A 22351-nucleotide genomic window follows, 5' to 3' on the forward strand; every position below is an offset into this window, starting at 1 on the left:
ACACTCTACATTCCTTAGACGGACATTAGACAGAGTTGGCCTGATTGCTCTAGTATTCCTAGACAGAACCTAGACAGCATGGAAGGCCACCCGATGAGAGCTCAGCTCCTGCCCCGTTTCCTAGGACTGCTCACCCTCGGGTACGGCGCCTACACAGCAGCCCGCCCGGACTCGCTGATCCGGGCCACGGATCTGGCGGACGGCCTGCCGATCGGCCGGTCCGGGCGGGTGCTCGGCACGGTGATCGGGGTCCGGGATCTGTTGTCGGGCGCGACGATGCTGCTGGCCCCGGCGGGTCGCCCGCTGCAGGCGGCGATCGTCGCCCGGGTCGCGTGCGACCTCACCGATGTGGCCGGGTTCGGCCTGGCCGGACCACCACGATCACGGGCCAAGGTGGCCGGCATCGCTGCCGGTTGGGGACTGCTGTGCGCGTCCTCGCTCGCGGCTGCGCGGGACCGCCGATGACCCGCACCACCCAGCCGACGGTCGCGGTCGTCGGAGCCGGGGTCTCCGGCCTCACTGCGGCGTACCTGCTGTCGCGGTCGCACTCGGTCACCTTGTTCGAGGCCGAGCCCCGGCTCGGCGGCCATGCGAACACCCAGGTCGTCCGCGACGCTGCCGGCGCTCCACTGGCGGTCGATACGGGCTTCATCGTGCACAACGACCGCACCTACCCCAAGCTCCGCAAGCTGTTCGGAGAGCTCGGCATCGCAACCCGGCCGACCGAGATGAGCATGAGCATCAGCGATCCGGCCACTGGCCTCGAGTACGCCGGAGGTCTCGGAGCCGGCGGGGTCTTCGCCCAGCGTCGCCGGGTCGCCGATCCCCGGTTCCTCGGTGTCCTCGGCCAGGTCGGCCGGTTCCATCGGCGGGCGGCTGCGTTCCTGGCCTCGACCAGTGATGTGGACCTGACCAGCCTTGGCGACTTCCTGGACTCGGAGGGCTTCTCACCCCGGTTCCGGCGGCTGTACGCCGTACCGCTGGTGTCGTGTGTCTGGTCGACCGGTGCACAGTCGTCGCTGCAGTATCCGGCCCGCTACTTGTTCCGCTTCCTCGAGCGGCACGGCATGTTGTCCTTCCGGGACTCGCCGCAATGGTCCACGGTCGTGGGTGGTTCGCGGACCTATGTGGACGCAATCGCCGACCGGCTCGAGTCGGTCCGTGCGGGCAGGCCGGTTCGGGGCATCGTTCGTGGCGTCGACGACGTACGGGTGACGGACGCCGCCGGTGAGACGGCGTGCTTCGACCGGGTGGCCGTCGCGACCCACGCCGACACCGCGCTCGAGTTGCTGACCGATGCGGATCCGGCCGAGAAGGAGGTCCTCTCCGCCTTCGAGTACTCGCGCAACGAAACAGTGCTGCACACCGACGCGTCGCTGTTGCCACGGACGCCGAGGGCCCGGGCGGCGTGGAACTTCCGCACCACCTCCGACGATCGGCCACCGGTGGTGACCTACTGGATGAACCGGCTGCAAGGTCTGGACACCGAATCCCAGTTCCTGGTCACGCTGAACGCCCGGGAGCGGATCGATCCGGCCGCGGTGCTCGCGGTGATGGACTACCGCCATCCGGTCTACGACGCGACCGCGGTCGCCGCCCAGTCACGGCTCCCAACCCTGAACACCGATCGCACCACGTTTGCGGGCGCGTACCACGGGTGGGGCTTCCACGAGGACGGCTGCCGCTCGGGCGTCGCAGCCGCCGCCGCGTTCGGAGTCGAGTGGTGACGACACTGAGCGATCTGCCGACGCTCCCGGCGCTCGTCGTCGGACATGTCTGGCACCGGCGCCGAATCCCGGTCCGGCACGAGTTCCGGCACCGTGCGTACCTGTGGCTCGTCGACCTTGACGAGTTGCCCCAGCTTCCACCCTGGTTGCGGCCGCTCGCCACGTTCGACGCACGTGACCACCTGGGCAGCGGATCCGCCGGAATCAAGCCCGCTGTCGAGCGCTACCTGGCCCACCAAGGCGTCGTACTCGGATCCGGCGACCGCGTCGTCATGCTCGCGAACGCCAGGGTTCTCGGCTATGTCTTCGACCCGCTCACCGTGTTCTGGTGCTTCGCCGCCGACGGCGCGCTCCGATGCGTGGTGGCGGAGGTGCACAACACGTACGGCGAGCGGCACGCGTACCTGCTCCGCCCCGAGGCCGACGGTACGGCGGAAGTCGGCAAGGAGTTCTTCGTGTCGCCGTTCAACGACGTCTCCGGCCGCTACGCCTTCCGGTTCGCGGTGTCGCCGGAGCGCCTGTCAATCTCGATCACATTGAACCGTGGCGACCGACCGGTCTTCGCGGCCGGCTTCGGCGGCCGGATCCGCCCGGCGACGGCCATGGCCGTGGCCAAGACCGCACTCGTCCTGCCGGCGATGCCGCAGCGCGCCTCGATCCTGATCCGCGCGCATGGGATCTGGCTGTGGCTCCGCGGCCTGCCGGTGCTGTCCCGACCAGTTCACCAACCACCGGAAGGAGTCCGATGACCTCGATCATCACCTCGCCGCGCATCCACAATCGGCCAGGCCCGCTACGTCCCCGGGCCTGGCTCACCCGAGCCCTGGTGGACCGGGTCCTGGCGGGCGTGCCGGTACGGGCGCTCTACCCGGACGGCACCGTCCGGGGTGGCGGCGGCCCGGACGATCCGGCCCTGCGGATCGTCCGGCCCGTCGCGTTCTTCGACCGGCTCGGGCGCAACCCGAAGATCGGTCTGGGCGAGGCCTACACGGCCGGCGACTGGACCGTTGCCGAGGGCACCGATCTCGGTGAGTTGCTGACGCCGTTCGCGGCCCGGCTCACCGCGCTGCTGCCCCGCCCGCTGACCCGGCTGCGCGGTCTCGTGGACCAGCGCGTTCCCCGCCGGTTGCGCAACTCGCTCTCCGGGGCACGCGCCAACGTCAGTGCGCACTACGACCTGAGCAACGAGCTCTTCGCCCGATTCCTCGACCCGACGATGAGCTACAGCTGCGCGGTGTTCGACGGACAGCCGCCGTACGGCGCTCAGAGTCTGGAGTCGGCCCAGCGTCGCAAGATCGACCGGATCCTCGATCTGGCCGGAGTGACCGACGGCACCCGGCTGCTCGAGATCGGCACCGGTTGGGGCGCACTCGCGATCGCGGCCGCACGCCGGGGTGCACTGGTCACCGGCGTGACCTTGTCCAGCGAGCAGCTCGACCTCGCGACGAAGTGGGTGGCCGACGCCGGTCTCGGCGATCGAATTGAGCTGCGGCTGCAGGACTACCGGTCGGTGCGGGGTGAGTTCGACGCGATCGTCAGCGTGGAGATGATCGAGGCCGTGGGCGAGGAGTACTGGCCGACGTACTTCGCCGCACTCGACCGCCTGCTGGCTCCTGGTGGCACGATCGCGTTGCAGGCGATCCTGATGGACCACGACCGGATGCTGGCGACGCGCAACTCGTTCAGCTGGATCCAGAAGTACATCTTCCCGGGCGGTCTGATTCCGTCTCGGCGGGCGATCGAGGAGAGCCTGGCGGTGAACACTGGGCTCCGGATCGTCGCCGATGGTCGGTTCGGTCCGCACTACGCGGAGACGCTACGGCGCTGGCGGCGACGCTTCGAGGAGCAGTGGCCACAGCTCCGGCGGTTCGGGTTCGACGAGAGCTTCCGTCGGACGTGGGAGTTCTATCTGGCCTACTGCGAGGCCGGCTTCGCGTCGGGCTATCTCGATGTCGGTCAGCTGCAGCTGGCCCGGGGATCGCGATGAGCGCCCTCGCGGGCCGGGCGGTCTGGGTGATCGGCGCCTCCAGCGGAATTGGTGCCGCCTTGGCTGCCGAGCTGGTCGTTCGGGGCGCGCGAGTGGCGATCTCGGCTCGGCGGCCCGATCAGCTCAAGGATGTCGCCGGCGACCGGATGTCCGCCGTTCCGCTCGATGTGACCGATCGGATCGCGGTCGACGTGGCCGCCAAGGAGGTCGCCGGCCTCATCGGTGCGCCGGACCTGGTCGTGTTCAGCGCCGGCGTCTGGGAGCAACTGGACGCTGCAGCCTGGAACCGGGACCTCTTTGCCCGGCACATTGAGGTCAACCTGCTCGGCCTGAACAACGTTCTCGGCGCGGTGCTGCCACCTATGCTCGAGCGTGGCCGTGGCGGGTTCGTCGGGGTGTCGTCCGTGGCGGGATATCGCGGCCTGGCCGGGGCCGAGGCGTACGGCGCCACCAAGGCTGCGCAGATCAACCTGCTGGAAGCGTTGCGGATCGCGGTCGCCGGACTGGGAGTCGATGTCGTCACGGTCTGTCCCGGGTTCGTCAAGACCGAACTGACCGCCGGGAACTCCTTCCCGATGCCGTTCATCATCGAAGCGGATCACGCCGCCCGGGCGATCTGCGACGGACTCGAACGGGGCCGGGCCGAGATCGTCTTCCCGCTGCCGATGGCCGTGCTGATGAAGATCGCCCGCCTGCTTCCGGTCCGCCTCTGGGCGACCGCGATGCAGCGGGTCAGACGTCCCACAGCACGTTGAGAGCGGACGGCTTGCGGAAGACGAGACCCCGCGGTGGTGGTGACCCAGCTGCGAGTCGCAGGCCGGGCAGCCGCAGTACGGCGTCAACCGCGGTCAGAGTCTCCAGGCGGGTCAGGTGCATCCCGAGGCAGATGTGCGGTCCGCTGGCGAAGGCGAGATGGCGTCGCGCGTTGGACCGCCGTACGTCGAACTCGTCGGGCGCCTCGAAGACCGCCGGGTCGCGGCCGGCGCCGGCGAGCGACACGGTGACGAAGTCGCCCTGTCGGATGGACTCACCGGCCAGGTCGACATCGCGGGTGGCGTAGCGGTCGACCACGGCCGCGGCCGGTTCGAGGCGGAGCGACTCCTCGATCGCGTTGGGCAGCAACGAGCGGTCGGCGAGCACAAGATCCAGCTGATCCTGGTGCGTCAGCAGATGCCACAGCGCGTTCGTGATCATGCCCTCGGTGGTCTCGATCCCGCCGAACATCAGTACGGCGGCGTTCGCCACCACCTCGTCCACACCGAGTCCGGCCTGCGCCGCCGCCGCGACCAGCGAGTCGGACGAGTCGATGCCTGAGGCAACGTGTTTGTGCAACTCCGCGAAGGCGGCGGCGCCCTCGGCGGTGACCGGCCGTCCGGCCGAGACACCGGAGACCGAGTCGGAGATCGCGGTGTACCAGCCCAGCACCGTCGAGGCCGAGGCCGGCGGCAACCCGAGCGAGTACGCGACCACCGCAACGGACAACGGCCCGGCAAGAGCTGTCCGAAGGTCGGCGCCGGCGGGCTGGACGGCCGCGAGCAGTTCGTCCACGGTCTGTTGCACGAAGGTGGTGAAGCGGTGGCGCGTCTCGGCGAGACCGAACGGCGGATCGAAAGGCTCGCGGTGCGCGGCGTGCGCGGCGCCGTCCAACGACAGCATCGAGGGCCCGACCACCTGCGCGGTCGAGAACCGCGGGTCGTCAACGGTGAAGGTCTCCGGATCACGCAGAACCTGGAGAGCCAGCCCGCGCGAGGACACCACCCACCCGCCGAGCGCCTCCACCCACCCCACCGGCCGGAGCGCGGCGAGGGCCGGGTGCGGATCTGTCTCGAGTTCCTCCAGGGTGACCACGCAGCCACCCTAGATCGATGAGACCAGCGAGTAGACTGGTATTGCTGAGACAGATTGGATCTCAACGACTCAGCGGGCCTCCGGGTTACGGATCCCGGAGGAACGCCCTCTAGGGTGTGGGCCATGTCTGAGAACCTGGTGCTGCTGCCTGCCGTGGATGTGGCGGACGGTCAGGCGGTCCGGTTGGTGCAGGGCGAGGCCGGCAGCGAGACGTCGTACGGCGATCCGCTGGCCGCTGCGATGGCGTGGCAGGACGCGGGTGCGGAGTGGATCCACCTGGTCGACCTGGACGCGGCGTTCGGCCGGGGCAGCAACCGTGAACTGCTCGCCGAGGTGACCGGCAAGCTGGATGTCCAGGTCGAGCTCTCCGGTGGCATCCGCGACGACGACTCGCTCGAGGCGGCGCTCGCGACCGGGGCGCGCCGGGTCAACATCGGCACCGCCGCGCTCGAGGACCCGCAGTGGTGCGACCGGATCATCCGGCAGTACGGCGACCGGGTCGCGATCGGGCTCGACGTCCGCGGCCGGACCTTGGCGGCCCGCGGCTGGACCAAGGAAGGCGGCGACCTGTACGAGGTGCTCGAGCGGCTGGAAGCGGCCGGCTGCGAGCGGTACGTGGTCACCGACGTCACCAAGGACGGCATGCTCCAGGGCCCGAACCTGGACCTGTACCGCGATCTGTGCGCGCGCGCTGCGAAGCCCATCGTCGCCTCCGGCGGCGTCTCCAGCCTGGACGACCTGAAGGCGCTGAGCACACTGGTCCCGGACGGCGTCGAAGGCGTCATCGTGGGTAAGGCTCTGTACGCCGGTGCGTTCACCCTGACCGAGGCACTCGAGCTCACGCGTGGAGGCGAGAAGTGAGTCTGGCCGACAAGCTCAAGGACAAGAAGGTCCTGGTCACCGGCGTCACCGGGTTCGTCGGTGAGGCCTTGCTGCATCGGATCATCGGCGACCTGCCGGGCACCACCGTGGTCGCGATCATCCGCCCGAAGGGCTCGCTCACCGGCACCGACCGGATGGCGCAGCTGCTGAAGAAGGACATCTTCAAGCCGTTCTACGGCGAGGGCACCGAGCACGCCGACGCCGAGGCGCTGTCCGCGGCCCGGATCCAGGTGATCGACGGCGACCTGTCCGACGTACCGGAGCTGCCGACGGATCTCGACATCGTCGTGCACTGTGCCGGCGACGTCAGCTTCGACCCGCCGATCCACGAGGCGTTCACGACCAACGTGCTCGGCACCAAGAGCCTGCTCGAGCGCATCGATGAAAGCCGCGCAGGGACCGGCCGTCGTATTCATTACGTGCACATCTCCACCGCGTACACCGCCGGACGGCGCCGGGGCGCGATTCCCGAGGCGTCGGTCGAGCACACCGTCGACTGGCGGGCCGAGGCCGAGGCCGGGATGGCGATGAAGTCCCGGATCGAGGAGCAGTCCCGGTCCGCGCCGATGCTGGGCAAGTTCCGCAAGGACGCCGAGAAGCTGCACCGTCGCGCCGGTCACCTGACGGCCGCGGCCGACACCGAGCGCCGCCGTACCGAGTGGGTCGCGAAGAAGCTGGTCGAGACCGGCACGGAGCGGGCCCGCAGCCTCGGCTGGACCGACTGCTACACGTTCACCAAGGCGCTCGGCGAGCGCGTGGTCGAGGAGTTCTCGTCGAAGCTGCCGACCTCGATCGTCCGGCCGGCCATCATCGAGTCCGCGGTGCAGAGCCCGCACCCGGGCTGGATCGAGGGCTTCAAGATGGCCGAGCCGCTGATCCTGGCCTACGGCCGCGGCGAGCTGCCCGAGTTCCCGGCCAGCCCGGACTCCGTGGTCGAGATCATCCCGGTCGACCACGTCGTCGGCGCGATCTGCGCGGTGATGGCGACCGAGCCGGAGCTGTCGAAGCCGGAGTACTACCACGTCAGCTCCGGCGCGCGGAACCCGCTGACCTTCGAACAGCTGTACGCCGGAGTCCGCGCGTACTTCTCCAAGCACCCGTTCGACCTGGGTGAGCGCGGCGCGGTCCGGCTGCCGGTGTGGAAGTTCCCCGGCGGCGACTCGGTCGAGTCGATGCTCCGGTATGGCGAACGCGCGCACAAGCTGGCCGACGCCGTGATCACCCGCGTCCCGCGCGGCGAGCGGACCCGGAAGTACGCCCGCGAGCTCGATGTGCAGAAGCGCCGGCTCGACTTCCTCCGCCGCTACATGGATCTGTACTCCGAGTATGCCCAGGCGGAGCTCCAGTTCATCGACGACAACGTGCTCGCCCTGCACAACGCGCTCGAAGGCGACGACCAGGAGAAGTTCTGGTGCGACACCTCGATCGTCGACTGGCAGCACTACCTGCAAGAGGTGCACTGCCCGAGTGTCACCGACTCGCTCCGCCGGCTGGACGTCGTACGCAAGAAGCGGAACAAGGCGCTGGCCGAGTCCGCCGGGGTGCTCAAGAAAATCGACGAGCCGGCTGGTAGCAACACAGACGCAGAGGTGATCGCCGCGTTCGACATGGACGGCACGCTGCTGTCGTCGAACGTGATCGAGACCTATCTGTGGATGCGGCTGCCCGAGCTCGACAGTCACCAGCGGGTCGGCGAGATCGGCTCGATGCTGCGCCGGCTGCCGAAGCTCATCTCGGCCGAGCGCAAGGACCGGGGCACGTTCCTCCGCACGATCTACCGCCGCTACGAGGGCGCCGATCTGGAGGAGCTGAACCGGATCGTCGACGAGATCCTCGCCGAGCACGTGCTGGAACGGCTGAGCGGCGCTGCCGTACGACGGATCCGCGAGCACCGCGCGGCCGGGCACAAGACGATCCTGATCACCGGCGCGATCCGGCCGCTGACCCGGCCACTCGAGCCGCTGTTCGACGAGATCGTCGCGGCCGAGCTGGCGGTTGACGACCGCGGCCGCTGCACCGGCTTCCTGTCCGGGCCGCCGCTGGTCGGTGAGTCCCGGGCCGCGTGGATCAAGCACCGCGCCCGCGGTACGAACATCGACCTGTCCAAGTCCTACGCCTACGCCGACAGCCATTCGGACCTGCCGATGCTGACGACCGTCGGCAATCCGGTCGCGGTCTCGCCGGACGTGTCGCTGTTCCGGGCCGCCCGGGCCGCGCGCTGGCAGATCGTCGACTGGAAGACTCCATCCACTTCGTCCCGACTGGAGCTCCCTGGGGTGAACGCCCGATGATGCTCGCGCTCGAGATGTACCGGTCGCCGGCCAAGTTCCTGGCGGCCAAGGCGGTCGGCGGCCGCATCCCCGGCATCCTGACCGGTCCGGCCGCGCCGCTGCGTCTTGTCACGATCAACGAGCCGAAGGCCGAGCGGGAGGGCTGGGCGCGGATCCGCCCGATCCTGTCCGGCATCTGTGGCTCCGACCTCGGCATGGTGACCGGGGCGACCAAGCTGTACTTCTCCGCGGTCGTGTCGATGCCGTTCGTGCCCGGCCACGAGATCGTCGGAGAACTGCTCGACGACTGCGAGGATCTGCCGAAGGGCACCCGCGTCGTGATGGACTCCGTCCTGACCTGCGCCGCCCGTGGTGTCGAGCCGTGTGCGGGCTGCGCGTCCGGCAACACCAACCGGTGCGACCGGATCACCGTCGGCCACGTGGCGCCGGGTCTGCAGACCGGGTTCTGCCACGACACCGGTGGCGGCTGGGGCAACGTGATGATCGCGCACCGCAGCCAGCTGTACGCCGTACCGGACGGGATGTCCGACGAGCGGGCCGTGCTGGTCGAGCCGTTGGCCGGTGCGGTGCATGCCGCGCTGCGGGCCAAGGTCGAGCCGGGGCAGTCGGTGCTCGTCAGTGGTGCCGGTGCGGTCGGGCTGTTCGCCACGCTCGCCTTGCGGGAGCTGACCCAGGCCGGCCGGATCACGGTGGTCGCCAAGCACGCGAGGCAGCGTGAGCTGGCGCGGGCGTTCGGTGCCAGCGACGTGGTCGCGCCCGACGAGGTGTTCCGCGGCGTCCGGCGGTCGACCGGCGCGTTCCGGCTGAAGCCGGACTTCGGGGCGGGCGAATTCCTGCTCGGTGGTGTGGACGTCGCGGTCGACGCGGTCGGCAGCAAGGACTCGATCGACACCGTGCTGCGGGTCACCAAGGCCGGCGGCCGGGTGGTCCTGTCCGGGATGCCGGCCAGCGGCGCCGACCTGTCGCCGGTGTGGTTCCGCGAGCTCGAGGTGACCGGCACCTATGCGTCCGCGCGGGAGGAACCGAACGGCCGCCCGGCGTTCGAGACCGCGCTCGACCTGGCCGGCCGGGCCCCGCTGGACGGGATCGTCGGGGCCCGCTACCCGCTGTACCGCTGGCGCGAGGCGATCGACCACGCGCATTCGGCCGGCCGACTCGGCACGGTCAAGGTCGCATTCGATGTGAGGGCCTCATGAGGGCGCCGAACGTACGACGAGAGAGGTTCTGACATGTCTCGGCCAGGGTTTGTGCTTGAGGTTGACGACCGGACGCCGCCGCTGCTCGTGCACAACGGTGAGGGCTTCCTGCTGGAGCGGTTCCCGCTCGGCACCCGGGTGGTGTACCCGCCGGAGGCGCTGCCGCCGGTCCGGGACGTCGAGGAGGCGATCCAGAACGCGCTGCTGAACCCGATCGACTCCGAGCCGCTGCCGGAGTTGCTGCACGCGGGGATGCGGCTGACCATCGCCTTCGACGACATCTCGCTGCCGCTGCCGCCGATGAAGAAGCCGGACATCCGCCAGCGCGTCATCGAGGCCGTCCTGACGCTGGCCGCCGACGCGGGCGTCGACGACGTCGAGCTGATCTCGGCGAACGCGCTGCACCGCCGGCTCACCCCGAACGAGTTGCGCGACATCGTCGGCGAGCGGGTCTTCCGGTCGTTCTTCCCCGACGGCAAGCTCTACAACTTCGACGCCGAGGACACCGCGAACCTGACCCACCTGGGCCAGACCAAGCACGGCGAGGACGTCGAGATCTCCAAGCGGGCGGCCGAGTCCGACCTGCTGGTCTACGTGAACGTGAATCTGGTGGCGATGGACGGCGGCCACAAGTCGACGTCGATCGGGCTGGCGTCGTACAAGTCGCTGAAGCACCACCACAACAGCCACACGATGATCCACTCCCGTTCGTTCATGGACCACAAGGCCTCGAAGATGCACCACTCCGCCTGGCGGATGGGTGAGGTGCTGACCCAGCACGTCAAGGTGTTCCAGATCGAGACGACGCTGAACAACGACATCTTCGGTGGTCCGCTGGAGTTCCTGCAGAAGCGCGAGTGGGAGTGGTCGATCAAGGACCAGGCCTCGATGCTCGGCACCAAGCGCGCGCTCGCGGCGGCGCCGAACAAGCTGCGGCACCGGATCTTCACCGACGTCCGGTCGAACTACGGGCTGACCGGGATCCACGCCGGCGCGATCGAGCCGGTGCACGAGAAGACCATCGCGAACGTGCACCGCCAGCACCTGGTCGAGGTGCAGGGCCAGTCCGACGTCGCGATCATGGGCGTGCCGTTCGTCGGCCCGTACAACGTGAACTCGGTGATGAACCCGATCCTGGCCGCCTGCATGGGCCTGGGCTACTACTTCAACTCGTACCGGGGCAACCCCGTGGTCCGCAAGGACGGCGCCGTCATCCTCTACCACCCGGTGCCGTACGAGTTCAGCCAGCTGCACCACCCGTCGTACGTCGACTTCTTCGAGGAGGTGCTCTCGGAGAGCACCGACCCGGCGACGATCGAGGCGAAGTTCGAGAAGCAGTACGCCGAGGACCCGTGGTACATCCACCTGTACCGGACGTCGTACGCATACCACGGCGTGCACCCGTTCTACATGTGGTACTGGATCTCGCACGCGCTCGACCACTGCGGCGACATCGTCTGGGTCGGCGCGAACCGCAAGACCGTCGAGCGGATGGGCTTCCGGTCCGCGTCGACGCTCCAGGACGCGCTCGAGATGGTCAGCCACTCGGTCGGCCGGTCGCCGTCGATCACCTACCTGCACAACCCGCCGCACCTGCTCGCGGACGTGCGCTGATGGGTACCGGCCTGGTGAAGTTCAGCCGGGACACCGCGCGTGACGTGAAGCAGGTCGCGCGCGGCTGGCGGTGGGGCCGGCGGCCGCAGGTGCCGCGGTCGGCCGAGCCGTACGTGATCCCGAAGGAGACCTCGGTCTTCCCGACGAAGTGGGCCCGGACGCCGGCGGCGATCGCGGTCCGCGAGGTGCTGCAGAAGGGCGCGCTCAACTCGGTGCTGCGCTTCGAGGTGAACCCGCAGGTGAGCGGGCTCGACTCGCTGTTGAAGCTCAACGGCCCGGCGCTGATCGTGGCGAACCACTCGTCGCACCTGGACACTCCGTTGCTGCTGTGCACGCTGCCGGACGGCATGCGTCGCAAGACCGCGGTGGCCGCGGCAGCGGACTACTTCTTCGACACCTGGTGGCGGGCGACCGCGTCGGCGATCGTGTTCAACACGTTCCCGATCGAGCGTCGCGGCGGCAAGCTCAGCTCGACCCCGGGCGACCTGCTCGCGGACGGCTGGAACGTCGTCGTCTTCCCGGAGGGGACGCGCTCGCCCGACGGCTGGATGGAGCGGTTCCGGATGGGTGCGGCGTACCTCGCCGTCGAGCACGGTGTGCCGGTGATCCCGGTCGGCATCAAGGGTTCGTTCGCCGCGATGCCCCGTGGCCGCGGCTGGCCGATCCCCGGCCGCCCGGCGGTCGCGGTCCGGTACGGCGATCCGCTGCACCCGGCCGAGGGGGAGAGCGCGCGCGAGTTCGCGCCGAAGATCTCCGCCGCGGTCTCGGCCCTCCTCGACGAGGAGTCGACCACCTGGTACGAGTCCCGCCGTCGCGTCGCAGCCGGGCAGTCCCCGTCCCAGTCCGGTCCCGACGCCGCCCGCTGGCGCCGCGTCTGGGAATCCACCGCCCCGATCAAGCCGGCCCGCACCAACCACCGCGCCTGGAAGTAGAACCTCGTTACGTCCGAAGATCTGTGGGCTATCAGCCCCAGATCTTCGGACGCAACGGTCAGATGGTGCCGGCGGCGACAGCGGCCAGCGCCGCGTAGCCGGCGTCGTTCGGGTGCAGGTGATCGCCGGAGTCGTACGCGGGGTCGAGCCGCTGCTCGTCCGCCGGGTCACCGACGGCCAGGGCGAAATCGGCGACCGCGTCGTACTGGCCAGAGGTGCGGATCCAGTGGTTGACCTGGTCGCGGATGGCCTCCGCCCGGGCGAACTCGGCCGGTTCCATGTAGTCGGCCTTGAACGGCGTGATCGTGCCGCCGACGATCCGCACACCGTGCGCGTGCGCAGCCGCGATCATGCGGCGGTAACCGCCGATGAGTTGCTCCGCGGTGACCCTCGGAGTGACCCCGCAGCCGAAGTTGTGCTCGCTGTCCCAGATGTCGTTCTCGCCTTCCTCCACGATCACTGTGCGAACCCCTGGCTGCCCCAGGGCGTCGCGATCGAACCTGGACACGCCCTGCGCGCCGAAGCAGGGCAACTCGCTGAGCAGCAGGTTGCCGGTGATACCGACGTTGGCCACGCCGAGCCGACGTGTCCGGAGCCGCTGTGCCAATGCGTCGGAGTAGCGGTGATCGGCACCGACGGTCGAGTTGTGTCCGTTGGTGATCGAGTCGCCGAACGTGACGACAGTGCCGGTCGCGTCGGTCACGTCGGTCACGTCGACGCCGGTGAGGTAGTAGACCGAGTGACTGGTCTCGCCACCGGCCGCGTCGTCGTACAGATGGTTGCCGTCGGCCGCGTACGTCGTGGTGAGGCCGTCCTCGTGGAAGGTGGCCGGCCCGGTGGCGCCGTCGACGTACAGCGAGATCGTGAGTTGTTCACCGGCGGTGGTCGCGAGGTTCAGCGGGTCCGAGGTGATCGTCCGGCCGGTCGCGATGGTGGTCCGCCGTGAGCCGTGGAAGGTCGCCGTCAGGTGCCGTTCGCCGAGTGTCAGGCCGGTGAGGTGGAGCGGCTTGGTGCCGTCCTGGTTCGAGAGCCGGATCCGAACGCTCCGGCCGCCCGTGCTGAGCCGGATCGTCTGCCGGATCGTCTGGTGATCGAAGCCGGCCGTGCTCCAGTTGCCGGTCGCCGAGGTTGGACGTTGCATCGCCGTCGCCCAGGCAGCCGACCAGGTGGGATCGCGAGGCATGGCTTGCGCCGGCGACGTGACGAGCGCCGCGGCGGTCAAGGCGAGCGTGGCGATCAGGGTGGTGCGCATCGTGGTCCTCTCGTAGGAAAGATCCGATAGTTGCAGGGCGTCTAGTTGCAATGCAACTAGATTTCGGGGAAGACCAGGTTTGCGAGGTTCGAGTCGGTACCCTTTCCGCGTGACTCTTGCCGTGCGCGTGATCCCTTGTCTGGACGTCGATGCCGGGCGGGTGGTCAAGGGTGTGAACTTCACCGGCCTGCGGGACGCCGGGGACCCGGTCGAGATGGCCCAGGTGTACGACGCGGAGGGCGCCGACGAGCTCACCTTCCTCGACATCACCGCGTCCTCGGGCTCGCGCGAGACGACGTACGACGTGGTCGGGCGGACCGCCGAGCAGGTGTTCATCCCGCTCACCGTGGGCGGCGGGGTCCGCGAAGCGGCGGACGTGGACCGGCTGCTGCGGGCCGGTGCGGACAAGGTCGGCATCAACACCGGCGCGATCGCCCGGCCGGAAGTCATCCGGGAGATCGCCCACCGTTTCGGCAACCAGGTGCTGGTGCTGTCCCTCGACGTACGGCGTTCCGCGGGGCAGCCGAGCGGGTTCGAGGTGACCACCCACGGCGGCCGCCGGTCGGCCGGACTGGACGCGATCGAGTGGGCTCAGCGCGGGTGTGAGCTGGGCGCAGGGGAGATCCTGCTGAACTCGATGGACGCCGACGGCACCAAGCAGGGCTTCGACCTCGAACTGATCCGGGCGGTCCGCGAGGTAGTCGACGTACCGCTGATCGCCAGCGGTGGAGCGGGGGCGCCGGAGCACTTCCCGCCCGCGGTCGAGGCGGGGGCGGACGCCGTACTCGCCGCCAGTGTGTTCCACTTCGGGGACTTCCGGATCGCGGACGTCAAGAAGGCGTTGCGCGACGCCGGGATCGTGGTCCGGTGAGTGTGCAGATGCCGGACACCGGACGATCGGAGCACGGCGAGCAACTGGTCGCGGACATCGAGCAGCAACTGTCCGCCCTGTTCCGCCGATCCCGGTCTGCCTCGCTGCGGCTCGCCCGCCGGGTGCACCCCGAGATGGACGCGGCCGGCTACGCGCTGATCTCCCAGATCGAGCTCGGTACGGCGAGCGGTGGCGCCGGGGTCCGTGCGTCGGACGTCGCCCAGGTCCTCGGCCTGGACAAGTCCACGGTCAGCCGGGGCATCACCCAACTCGAGAACCTGGGCCTGATCGAACGGGTCGGCGACCCCGACGACGGCCGCGCGCGGCTGCTCCGCCTCACCACCACCGGCGCCGAGCGCTTCGACGCGATGCGCGCCCAGCGCCAGACCGAGTTCCGCGCGATCCTCACCCGCTGGAACCCCACCGACCTCGCCGACCTCGGACGCCTCCTGGCCCGCCTCAACACCGACCTGGGTTGAGCGGTCCGGACCGTCAGGTGGTGCCGTTCAGCCAGGCGCCGCAGGCGATCGCGCGGGTGCCCTCGGACGTGCAGGCGGCATTCACGCACAGTCAGTAGTTGTCCACAGCCTGCGTAGATGGTTGTGGAAACCAACTAACTCGGCATATAGTTGGGTTATGCAACTAGCTCAGCAACCCCTTGTCCCGGGGGTAGAGCGGGACGCGTCGGCCCAGGAGCTGCTCGAAGGTGTCAGCTCATTGGTGCGGGCCGTGCGCTGTATCGAACATCGGCACCTGATGCCCGACGGCGGTCTGCGCCGTTCCGACGCGAGTGTGCTCAAGGTCCTGCTGCGCGACGGCGAGCAGCGTGGTGGCGAGATCGCCGCCAAGCTCGGCGTCGACGCGTCGGTGGTGAGCCGGCAACTGACCGCCCTGGAGGCCGACGGACTGGTGAGCCGTCGACCGGACCCGGCCGATGCCCGGGTCGGGCTGGTCTGCCTGGCGCCGCGCGGAAGGGCCCAGTTGGAGTCCCTCTACTCGTCCTACACCCAGCATCTTCGTGCCGCCCTGGCGGACCTCGACGACGACGCGCTGCTGGCCGCTGCGGACACCATGCAGCGGATCGCGCACGCCATCACCGAGGCCAGTCAGGTCGTGAGGCGCACCCAATCGACTGGAGACTGATGACTGTCACGGAGACCCGGCAGCAGCGTCTGCCCGCTGCACCGGAACTCACCCATCGCGAGATCCTCGAGATCCTGATCGGCCTGCTCGCCGCGCTGTTCACGGCGATGCTGAGCTCGACGATCGTCAGCAACGCTCTGCCGACGATCATCGCCGACCTCGAAGGCACTCAGACGCAGTACACCTGGGTGCTGACCGCGAGCCTGCTGGCCACCACGGTGTCCACCCCGATCTGGGGCAAGCTCGCCGATCTGATCAACAAGAAGCTGCTGGTGCAGCTGGCGATCTCCCTGTTCGTGGTCGGCTCCGCTCTGGCCGGCCTGTCCCACAACGTGCCGTTCCTGATCGGTGCCCGCGTCCTGCAGGGCCTCGCGATGGGCGGTCTGATGGCGCTGGCGCAGGCCATCATCGGCGCGGCGATCCCGCCCCGCAACCGCGGCCGGTACTCCGGCTACATGGGTGCGGTGATCGCGGTCGCGACCGTGAGCGGCCCGCTCATCGGCGGCGTCATCGTCGACACCTCCTGGCTGGGCTGGCGCTGGTGCTTCTACGTCTGCGTCCCGCTGGCCGTGATCAGCCTGGTGATCCTGCAGAAGTACCTGCACCTGCCGACCTTCAAGCGTGAGGTCCGGATCGACTACCTCGGCGCGATCCTGATCGCCGTGGCCGCGAGCCTGCCGCTGCTCTGGGTCAGCTTCGCCGGCTCGGACTTCGCCTGGATCTCCTGGCAGTCGGCCCTGTTCGTCGGTGGCACGCTCCTGTTCGGCCTCCTCGCCGTACTGGTCGAGAGCCGGAGCCCGGAGCCGCTGGTTCCGCTGAAGGTCGTCAAGCAGCGCACCACCGCGCTGGCGATCGTGGCGAGCGTAGCGGTCGGCGTCGCGATGTTCGGCAGCGCGCTGTTCCTCGGTCAGTACTTCCAGATCGCCCGTGGCTACAGCCCGACCGAGGCCGGCCTGCTGACGATCCCGATGATGCTCGGCTCGTTCCTCGGGTCGATCGGCTCGGGGCAGATGATCACCCGCTACGGCAAGTGGAAGCGGTACCTGGTCAGTGGTGCCATCCTGCTGGTCATCGGCCTGGTCCTGCTCGGCACGATCGACCACACCACGCCGTACTGGTACACCGGTATCGGCATGCTGGCGATGGGGCTCGGCATGGGTATGACCATGCAGAATCTGGTCCTCGCCGTACAGAACACGGTCGACGTCCGAGAGATCGGCGCGTCGAGTGCCACGGTCTCGTTCTTCCGCAGCCTCGGTGGTGCGGTCGGCGTGGCGGTGCTGGGCGCCGTACTCGCGGCGCGGGTCAAGGACCTGATCATCCAGGGTCTGCTGGCCGGACCGGGCGGTGCCGAGGCGGCGCGGAAGCTGCAGGGGGGTGGATCCGGCGGCACGAGCCTGCTGGACGTCAACCACCTGCCGCCGCAGCTGGCCGAGCTGGTGCGTCAGTCGTACGGCGACGCCACCGGACGGGTCTTCCTGATCGCGGCCGCGTGTGCCCTGGTCAGCCTGGTGGCCGTGTTCTTCATCAAGGAGGTCCCGCTGCGGCGCACCGTCGCCAAGGTCGACGAGATCGAGGACCTGGTCGACAGCAGCGTGCACGACTAAAGCTCAGGTGGTTGCAGACCGGTCAGGTCGCGGGTGCGGATGATCGGTGAACGGACCAGCCAGAGCACGGACAACAGGCCGCCGGCCGCGGAGACGAGAAGGGTTTCGCGAACACCGATCCAGGTGCCGAGGAATCCTCCGACGACCGCGCCGAGCGGCCTGACGCCGTAGTTGATACTGCTGAAGGCGCCCGCGACGCGGCTGCGCATGTGGTCGTGGATCACCGCGGCCTGCAACGAGTTCAGCGGTACGTCGAAACACATCACGGCGAAGGACGCGACGAACTCGCCTGCGGCCAGCGCGGCGGCGCGAACCCAGACCGGCCCCTGGGCGAGGACCACCAACGCCATGGCGCCGGGGAACACGATCGCTCCGGCCGCGATCACCCGGCCGGCCCCGAAGACCCGGGTCAACGGCCCGGCGGCGATCGCGCCGAGGAGTCCGCCGGAAGCGCCGATGCCGAAGGCGAGACCGATCGTGCCGGCGGACAGCCCCAGGGTGCGGCTCGCGAACAGCACCAGCAGTGCCATTCCCATCATGTTGAAGAAGTTGACCGTGGTCGCACAGCCGAGGCTGCCCCGCAGATACGGGTGCTTGAGCACATAGCGCATGCCGGCCCGGGCTCGGCTGAGCAGCGGCTCCGATGCCTCGTCGGCCTCGCCCGGTGGGATGTCGAGCCGGCTGATCTGGACCGCCGAGAACACGAAGGACAGCGCGTCCACGACGATCGCGACCGGCGCGCTCAGCCACTGCACGAGCACACCACCGACCGCCGGACCGCCCATGAACGAGATGGATCGGGTCACGGACAGCTTGCTGTTCGCCTCGAGGAAGTGGTCCCGGTCGACCAGCCGGACGAAGAACGACGCGTAGGCGGTGTTGAACACGACGTGCGCCGTACCGGTCAGGATCGCGATCGCGTAGAGCTGGCCGAGCGTGAGCAGGTCCAGCCAGTACGCCGCCGGAAGCGTGAGCAGCAGGATCGTCCGGGCCAGGTCGGCGGCGATCATCAACGGCCGTTTGTCCCGGCGCTGGTCGACCCAGGATCCGATGAAGAGGCTGGCCAGGTTCGGCAGCCAGACCGCGGCGGTCAGGAAGCCGACCTGGCTGGGGGAGGCGTCGAGCACGGTGACCGCGATCAGCGGCAGGGCGAGCTCGGTGATCCGGTCGCCGAACTCGGACACTGTCTGCGCGGACCAGAAGGTCCGGAATCGTCGGTCGCGCCACAGGCTGGTGGCGGAGAGTGTCCGCACAGTAATCCCCCCAGGATCCGGGTCAGGTGGTTGCTTCGGGCAATGACATGCGGAGGTAGCGGACCGGCTGCGCGCCGGCCGGTGTGTCGCCGGCGTCGCGGCGCTGGACGTACGGCGCGAGCAGTTGCTCGATCGCGGACTCGATCGCCTCGGCCTCCGCCGGCGTGAGGACCAGGAGGGTGTTCGCGGATCCGGCCAGCCGGCTCCACTCGGGATCGAGGACGGGCTCGGTCTCGGCGATCCAGTGCTGGGCGGATTCGAGCGCCTGGTTCATCATCTCGGTCCGCAGCAGGCGCCCCGCCTCGGTGCCCTCCGGGGTGTCCGGCATCGCGTACCGGAACCCACGGGCGACCGCGTTCCACCACCGCTGCCGCCGGTCCGACCCACTCGGTGGTGGGCCGTCGACCACCAGGCCGAAAGTCGCCAGATGCCGCAGGTGCCAACTGGTGACCGACGGCGAGGCACCGACGTGCTCGGACAACTGCGTGGCGGTGGCCGGGCCGTTCTTCTGCAGGTAGCTGAGCGCGGCGAGCCGGACCGGATGCGCCAGCGCCCGCATGGCCTGTGGGTCGGTGATCTCGAAATCGCCGTACGGATTTCTGAGAGACATGTTTCGAGAGTAATCTCTCAGATCTCCGGAGGGCAACCCCGGAGACTTTCTCCCCGGCGGACGGAACCGGACTGGCAGGTCGCGCGTGTTAGCCGTGTAATGAGCGGTGGGGAGGTGGTGCCGGGTGCCGGACGACCCTGAGCTGGTGTCGGACGTGGCCGCGCTGTACCTGCGGACCTGGCCGCGGCTGATCGGCGTGCTGGTGTCGATCGGGGGATCGCGGGCCGATGCCGAGGAGGTCGCCCAGGACGCGTACGTGAAGCTCCTCGCCCGCTGGGACTCGATCCGCCGGTACGACGATCCGGAGGCCTGGGTCCGAGCCGTCGCGGTCCGGACGCTGATCAGCCGGCTGCGCCGGCAGCAGGTCGCGCACCGGGCGCTGTCCAAGCTCACCGGCCGGCCCGGAACGGTTCGGGGACCGGATGGCGACGCCCTCGACGTGGCGGCCGCGCTGGCCCGGATCACGCCGGATCAGCGGGCGGTCGTCGTACTGCATCACGTCATGGATCTGCCGGTGGAGCAGATCGCAGAGGAACTGCAAGTCCCACCGGGAACGGTGAAGTCCCGGCTGGCCCGAGCCCGGCATGCACTCGGTCCGGTGCTGGAGGTGTCCGAGAATGCGTAGCCCTCTGGTCGAGTACGTCGACAAACAGACACCGGACGAGGCGCCGCCGTTCGAGTACGTCGAGCAGGCCGTCCGGGAGCGGCGCCGGCGAAAGTACGTCGTGTCCGCTGCAGTCGCGGCGGTCGTGGTCGTGGCCGGCATCATTGCGGGCATCGGGGTTCCGCGGGCACTGCGTGAACCGGTCACCCCGGAGCCGACGCCCACGGTGCCGGCGCCGACGGCGCTGGACGACGGTCCGCCGCCGCAGCAGTTCAGGATCGGTTCCATCCGGCTGTTGCTGCGTGGCGAGATCGCGGTGACAGCGGTCACCCCGGATCCTGACGCATCGGTGCTCATCGTGAACGTCGCGCCCGACGAGATCGCAATCGAGCCGTGCGCGCCGAACACCATCGTCCGGATCCTGTCCCAGGACGACCAGTCGATCCGGGTCGCGGCGTACCGGTACGGCGTCGGACCGGATCAGAACGAAGGCCATCTGTGCGCCCAGCGGAGCAGGGCGCCGACCACGCTGCGGATCAGGCTGCGGAGTCCGCTCGACGGCCGCACGGTGTACGCCGGCAGCACCGGTCAGCGAGTCGTCCTCAGACCGTGATGGTCCGGCGCCAGATGTCGCTGATCAGGTCGGGCCGCATGCCGACCCCGGTGTAGAGCGCGACCGCCGGCGTGGGGTTGCTGCTGTCCACGTGCAGGATCGTGCCGGATCGTCCGGCGGCGGCGTCGACCGCAAAGGCGTCATGCAGCAGGAACTTGGCCAGGCCGCGACCGCGAGCCGACGGGACCACGGCCAGCCGCCCGATGTACCCGCAGTTGTCGGTGCTGACGAAGTTGTCGTTGCACTCGGTCACAGCGACCGCCTGCCCGTCGAGTTCAACCGTGGTCAGCTGAGACCAGTCGAAGGTCGATCGGCTCTCCCGCGACGCCGCCCACTCCTCGAACGGCCGCGGCAACGCCGACGGCTGCCCCCTGAAAGCCTCGATCAGTACGGCGTGCGCCGCCCGGCGACTCGGTTCGTCGAAGGCCCCGCGCCGTACCACTGCACCGTCCGGCGACGCGGGTGGCGGGACCGGGCTGTCGAAGGTGATGCGCATGCGATGCACCGACGTACCGATCTCGAACCCCTGGGCGGCGACGATTCCTCGCAGGAACTCGTCCTGCCGGATGACCGCGACGCTCATCAGCACGTCGGTTCGTCCAGCGGCTTGCGCGACGTCGACGGCCCGGCGCGCGGCCCGATCAAGCAGCCACTCCACGACCGCGGGGGTCTCACTGAGCGCTTCGACGTTCACTCGCGACCCGTCGCCGGAAGACATGGCAGTCGCGGATCCGGCGAAGCGGCCGTCTGGGTCGAGCACGACCCATCCGTCCGTCGTGGGGTGGAAACCGGGGTCGCCCAGATAGTTCGCGACGTCCTCGGGGCTGTGCTGCGCAAAGCCGAGCAGGGCTCGCGTGTAGTCGCCGGAGTGCGCGGCGATCGTAGCGGCGTCGGCCAGCCGCATCGGCCGGGCGGTGTGGCCGGCGGGCAGAGTCATACCGCGTCGACCTCGAGCCGGAGGACGTCCATCACCAGCTCGGCCCGCATGCCGACCGAGAGGTAGAGGCCGAGCGCCGGCGTGGGGTTGTTGGTGTCGACATGCAGGATCGTGCCGGTCCGCCCGGCCGCGGCGTCCAGGGCGAACTGGTCGCGCAGCAGGAACGTCGCCAGCCCCTTCCCGCGGGCTTCCTCGAGGACGCCCAACCGGCCGATGTAGCCGCAGTTCTCGTCCTCGACGAACTGGTCCGTGCACTCGCGCAGCGCGACTGCCCGGCCGTCGACCTCGAGCAGCGTCGTCATCGACCAGTCGAACGTCGACTGGCTCTCGTGCGCCACCTGCCACTCCTCGAACGACCGTGGCGTGAACCCGAACTGCCCCTCGAAGGTCTTCGTCAGTACGGCGTGCGCCGCCCGCTGACTGTCTTCGTCCGGAGCCCCCCGACGCACTGTGACGCCGGCCGGGACCTCGGGCATGGCGACCGGCCCGTCATGGTCGATCCGCATCCGGTGGTACGTCGTAGCCGGCGCGAAACCGTCGTCCGTCAGACGGTCCCGGCGGGCCCCGTCGGCGCGATAGGCGACCGCGTCGAGCTGCACCGACGAGTGTCCGTACTGAGTGGCGAACTCGCCGGCCCGGCGCGTGATCCGGTCGAGGAGGTAGCTCCAGACCACCGGGTCGGTGGTGTAGGCGTCCAGATCGAGGTGGCGGTGGTCGCCGCGGCCGGAGACCATGCCGAAGCCGGCGAGCCGGTCGCCGTCGAAGACCAGCCAGGCGTCCGTCTCGGGCTCGAACCCGGGGTCGGTGAGCTGGTCGACCATGTCGTCGAGGGTGTAGTCGGCGAAGCCGATCACGGCCGTGTTGTAGGCGGACACCAGGTCGAAGACCGCCTCCGCGTCGTCCTTCGTCGGTGGGCGAACGGTATGGGTATCCGGCAGGACGGCGGTCATTCACCCATCGTGGTGAACGACCGCCGTACTGTCG

At 69.3% G+C, this 22351-nt stretch carries 22 protein-coding genes; 16 read left to right on the top strand and 6 right to left on the bottom strand.

What is annotated here, in order from left to right; all coding sequences use genetic code 11:
- Positions 1-93: 93 nt before the first annotated feature.
- From OG558_RS30140 to OG558_RS30160, 5 genes are read left to right on the top strand one after another with little or no spacing between them, the layout of a single operon-like run.
- Positions 94-465 carry a hypothetical protein gene (locus tag OG558_RS30140; protein WP_405066006.1) on the top strand — a complete coding sequence of 124 codons (372 nt, stop codon included), beginning with the start codon at positions 94-96 and terminating at the stop codon, positions 463-465.
- Positions 462-1727 (top strand): NAD(P)/FAD-dependent oxidoreductase, encoded by a 1266-nt coding sequence (locus OG558_RS30145; RefSeq protein ID WP_405066007.1) that lies wholly within the window; start codon positions 462-464, stop codon positions 1725-1727. Before OG558_RS30140 ends, OG558_RS30145 begins: the two co-directional genes overlap by 4 nt.
- Positions 1724-2476, top strand: a complete 753-nt coding sequence (locus tag OG558_RS30150; protein ID WP_405066008.1) for a DUF1365 domain-containing protein — start codon at positions 1724-1726, stop codon at positions 2474-2476. Before OG558_RS30145 ends, OG558_RS30150 begins: the two co-directional genes overlap by 4 nt.
- On the top strand, positions 2473-3714 hold the full coding sequence (locus OG558_RS30155) for a class I SAM-dependent methyltransferase (protein ID WP_405066009.1): 1242 nt from the start codon (positions 2473-2475) through the stop codon (positions 3712-3714). Before OG558_RS30150 ends, OG558_RS30155 begins: the two co-directional genes overlap by 4 nt.
- On the top strand, positions 3711-4469 hold the full coding sequence (locus OG558_RS30160) for an SDR family NAD(P)-dependent oxidoreductase (RefSeq protein WP_405066010.1): 759 nt from the start codon (positions 3711-3713) through the stop codon (positions 4467-4469). The genes OG558_RS30155 and OG558_RS30160 overlap by 4 nt, the downstream gene beginning before the upstream one ends.
- Here OG558_RS30160 and OG558_RS30165 read toward each other — a convergent pair.
- Entirely contained in the window at positions 4447-5562 is a 1116-nt protein-coding gene (locus OG558_RS30165) for a cytochrome P450 (protein WP_405066011.1), read from the bottom strand. The genes OG558_RS30160 and OG558_RS30165 overlap by 23 nt on opposite strands.
- Positions 5563-5685: 123 nt before the next feature.
- Between OG558_RS30165 and priA the strand changes: the two genes are divergently transcribed.
- Genes priA through OG558_RS30190 form a run of 5 tightly spaced genes read left to right on the top strand, consistent with a single transcriptional unit; the run spans position 5686 to position 12477 of the window.
- Positions 5686-6423, top strand: coding sequence for a bifunctional 1-(5-phosphoribosyl)-5-((5-phosphoribosylamino)methylideneamino)imidazole-4-carboxamide isomerase/phosphoribosylanthranilate isomerase PriA (gene priA / locus OG558_RS30170; RefSeq protein WP_405066012.1), 738 nt, complete (start codon positions 5686-5688; stop codon positions 6421-6423).
- On the top strand, positions 6420-8735 hold the full coding sequence (locus OG558_RS30175; RefSeq protein WP_405066013.1) for an HAD-IB family hydrolase: 2316 nt from the start codon (positions 6420-6422) through the stop codon (positions 8733-8735). The genes priA and OG558_RS30175 overlap by 4 nt, the downstream gene beginning before the upstream one ends.
- Positions 8735-9931, top strand: a complete 1197-nt coding sequence (locus OG558_RS30180; protein ID WP_405072234.1) for a zinc-binding dehydrogenase — start codon at positions 8735-8737, stop codon at positions 9929-9931. Before OG558_RS30175 ends, OG558_RS30180 begins: the two co-directional genes overlap by 1 nt.
- A gap of 33 nt (positions 9932-9964) precedes the next feature.
- Positions 9965-11545 (top strand): lactate racemase domain-containing protein, encoded by a 1581-nt coding sequence (locus OG558_RS30185; RefSeq protein ID WP_329475999.1) that lies wholly within the window; start codon positions 9965-9967, stop codon positions 11543-11545.
- Entirely contained in the window at positions 11545-12477 is a 933-nt protein-coding gene (locus tag OG558_RS30190; RefSeq protein WP_405066014.1) for a lysophospholipid acyltransferase family protein, read from the top strand. Before OG558_RS30185 ends, OG558_RS30190 begins: the two co-directional genes overlap by 1 nt.
- A gap of 58 nt (positions 12478-12535) precedes the next feature.
- On the opposite strand, the gene OG558_RS30195 is transcribed toward OG558_RS30190, so the two are convergent.
- On the bottom strand, positions 12536-13729 hold the full coding sequence (locus tag OG558_RS30195) for an SGNH/GDSL hydrolase family protein (RefSeq protein ID WP_405066015.1): 1194 nt from the start codon (positions 13727-13729) through the stop codon (positions 12536-12538).
- Between the two features lie 109 nt (positions 13730-13838).
- On the opposite strand from OG558_RS30195, the gene hisF reads away from it, so the two are divergent.
- The 4 genes from hisF to OG558_RS30215 all read left to right on the top strand — a co-directional run bounded on the left by hisF (position 13839) and on the right by OG558_RS30215 (position 17350).
- Positions 13839-14600: an imidazole glycerol phosphate synthase subunit HisF gene (hisF, locus tag OG558_RS30200; protein WP_405066016.1), complete on the top strand. Its 762-nt coding sequence runs from the start codon at positions 13839-13841 to the stop codon at positions 14598-14600.
- Positions 14597-15079 carry a MarR family winged helix-turn-helix transcriptional regulator gene (locus OG558_RS30205; RefSeq protein ID WP_329476003.1) on the top strand — a complete coding sequence of 161 codons (483 nt, stop codon included), beginning with the start codon at positions 14597-14599 and terminating at the stop codon, positions 15077-15079. Before hisF ends, OG558_RS30205 begins: the two co-directional genes overlap by 4 nt.
- 157 nt (positions 15080-15236) lie before the next feature.
- Entirely contained in the window at positions 15237-15743 is a 507-nt protein-coding gene (locus OG558_RS30210; protein WP_329476004.1) for a MarR family transcriptional regulator, read from the top strand.
- On the top strand, positions 15743-17350 hold the full coding sequence (locus OG558_RS30215; protein ID WP_405066017.1) for an MDR family MFS transporter: 1608 nt from the start codon (positions 15743-15745) through the stop codon (positions 17348-17350). Before OG558_RS30210 ends, OG558_RS30215 begins: the two co-directional genes overlap by 1 nt.
- On the opposite strand, the gene OG558_RS30220 is transcribed toward OG558_RS30215, so the two are convergent.
- Positions 17347-18603, bottom strand: coding sequence for an MFS transporter (locus tag OG558_RS30220; RefSeq protein ID WP_329476006.1), 1257 nt, complete (start codon positions 18601-18603; stop codon positions 17347-17349). The genes OG558_RS30215 and OG558_RS30220 overlap by 4 nt on opposite strands.
- A 22-nt stretch (positions 18604-18625) precedes the next feature.
- Complete coding sequence (locus tag OG558_RS30225) at positions 18626-19213, bottom strand: winged helix-turn-helix domain-containing protein (RefSeq protein WP_329476007.1); 588 nt, start codon at positions 19211-19213, stop codon at positions 18626-18628.
- A gap of 124 nt (positions 19214-19337) precedes the next feature.
- Between OG558_RS30225 and OG558_RS30230 the strand changes: the two genes are divergently transcribed.
- Both OG558_RS30230 and OG558_RS30235 read left to right on the top strand, forming a co-directional pair.
- Positions 19338-19838 (top strand): RNA polymerase sigma factor, encoded by a 501-nt coding sequence (locus tag OG558_RS30230; RefSeq protein WP_405066018.1) that lies wholly within the window; start codon positions 19338-19340, stop codon positions 19836-19838.
- Positions 19831-20430, top strand: a complete 600-nt coding sequence (locus OG558_RS30235) for a hypothetical protein (RefSeq protein ID WP_405066019.1) — start codon at positions 19831-19833, stop codon at positions 20428-20430. Before OG558_RS30230 ends, OG558_RS30235 begins: the two co-directional genes overlap by 8 nt.
- Here OG558_RS30235 and OG558_RS30240 read toward each other — a convergent pair.
- Positions 20420-21367, bottom strand: coding sequence for a GNAT family N-acetyltransferase (locus OG558_RS30240; RefSeq protein ID WP_405066020.1), 948 nt, complete (start codon positions 21365-21367; stop codon positions 20420-20422). The genes OG558_RS30235 and OG558_RS30240 overlap by 11 nt on opposite strands.
- Entirely contained in the window at positions 21364-22317 is a 954-nt protein-coding gene (locus OG558_RS30245; RefSeq protein ID WP_405066021.1) for a GNAT family N-acetyltransferase, read from the bottom strand. Before OG558_RS30245 ends, OG558_RS30240 begins: the two co-directional genes overlap by 4 nt.
- Positions 22318-22351: the final 34 nt, after the last annotated feature.

Origin of the sequence: Kribbella sp. NBC_01510, assembly GCF_045040325.1 — a bacterium.
In the GTDB taxonomy this organism is placed as follows: Bacteria; Actinomycetota; Actinomycetes; order Propionibacteriales; family Kribbellaceae; genus Kribbella.

Bases quoted from the DNA above. Each gene is read 5' to 3' on its own strand.
- OG558_RS30180 (WP_405072234.1), top strand. From the start codon at position 8,735: ATGCTCGCGCTCGAGATGTACCGGTCGCCGGCCAAGTTCCTGGCGGCC.
- OG558_RS30160 (WP_405066010.1), top strand. From the start codon at position 3,711: ATGAGCGCCCTCGCGGGCCGGGCGGTCTGGGTGATCGGCGCCTCCAGC.
- OG558_RS30145 (WP_405066007.1), top strand. From the start codon at position 462: ATGACCCGCACCACCCAGCCGACGGTCGCGGTCGTCGGAGCCGGGGTC.
- OG558_RS30190 (WP_405066014.1), top strand. From the start codon at position 11,545: ATGGGTACCGGCCTGGTGAAGTTCAGCCGGGACACCGCGCGTGACGTG.
- OG558_RS30210 (WP_329476004.1), top strand. From the start codon at position 15,237: ATGCAACTAGCTCAGCAACCCCTTGTCCCGGGGGTAGAGCGGGACGCG.
- OG558_RS30240 (WP_405066020.1), bottom strand. From the start codon at position 21,367: ATGACTCTGCCCGCCGGCCACACCGCCCGGCCGATGCGGCTGGCCGAC.
- OG558_RS30215 (WP_405066017.1), top strand. From the start codon at position 15,743: ATGACTGTCACGGAGACCCGGCAGCAGCGTCTGCCCGCTGCACCGGAA.
- OG558_RS30245 (WP_405066021.1), bottom strand. From the start codon at position 22,317: ATGACCGCCGTCCTGCCGGATACCCATACCGTTCGCCCACCGACGAAG.
- priA (WP_405066012.1), top strand. From the start codon at position 5,686: ATGTCTGAGAACCTGGTGCTGCTGCCTGCCGTGGATGTGGCGGACGGT.
- OG558_RS30235 (WP_405066019.1), top strand. From the start codon at position 19,831: ATGCGTAGCCCTCTGGTCGAGTACGTCGACAAACAGACACCGGACGAG.
- OG558_RS30225 (WP_329476007.1), bottom strand. From the start codon at position 19,213: ATGTCTCTCAGAAATCCGTACGGCGATTTCGAGATCACCGACCCACAG.
- OG558_RS30155 (WP_405066009.1), top strand. From the start codon at position 2,473: ATGACCTCGATCATCACCTCGCCGCGCATCCACAATCGGCCAGGCCCG.
- OG558_RS30195 (WP_405066015.1), bottom strand. From the start codon at position 13,729: ATGCGCACCACCCTGATCGCCACGCTCGCCTTGACCGCCGCGGCGCTC.
- OG558_RS30140 (WP_405066006.1), top strand. From the start codon at position 94: ATGAGAGCTCAGCTCCTGCCCCGTTTCCTAGGACTGCTCACCCTCGGG.
- OG558_RS30185 (WP_329475999.1), top strand. From the start codon at position 9,965: ATGTCTCGGCCAGGGTTTGTGCTTGAGGTTGACGACCGGACGCCGCCG.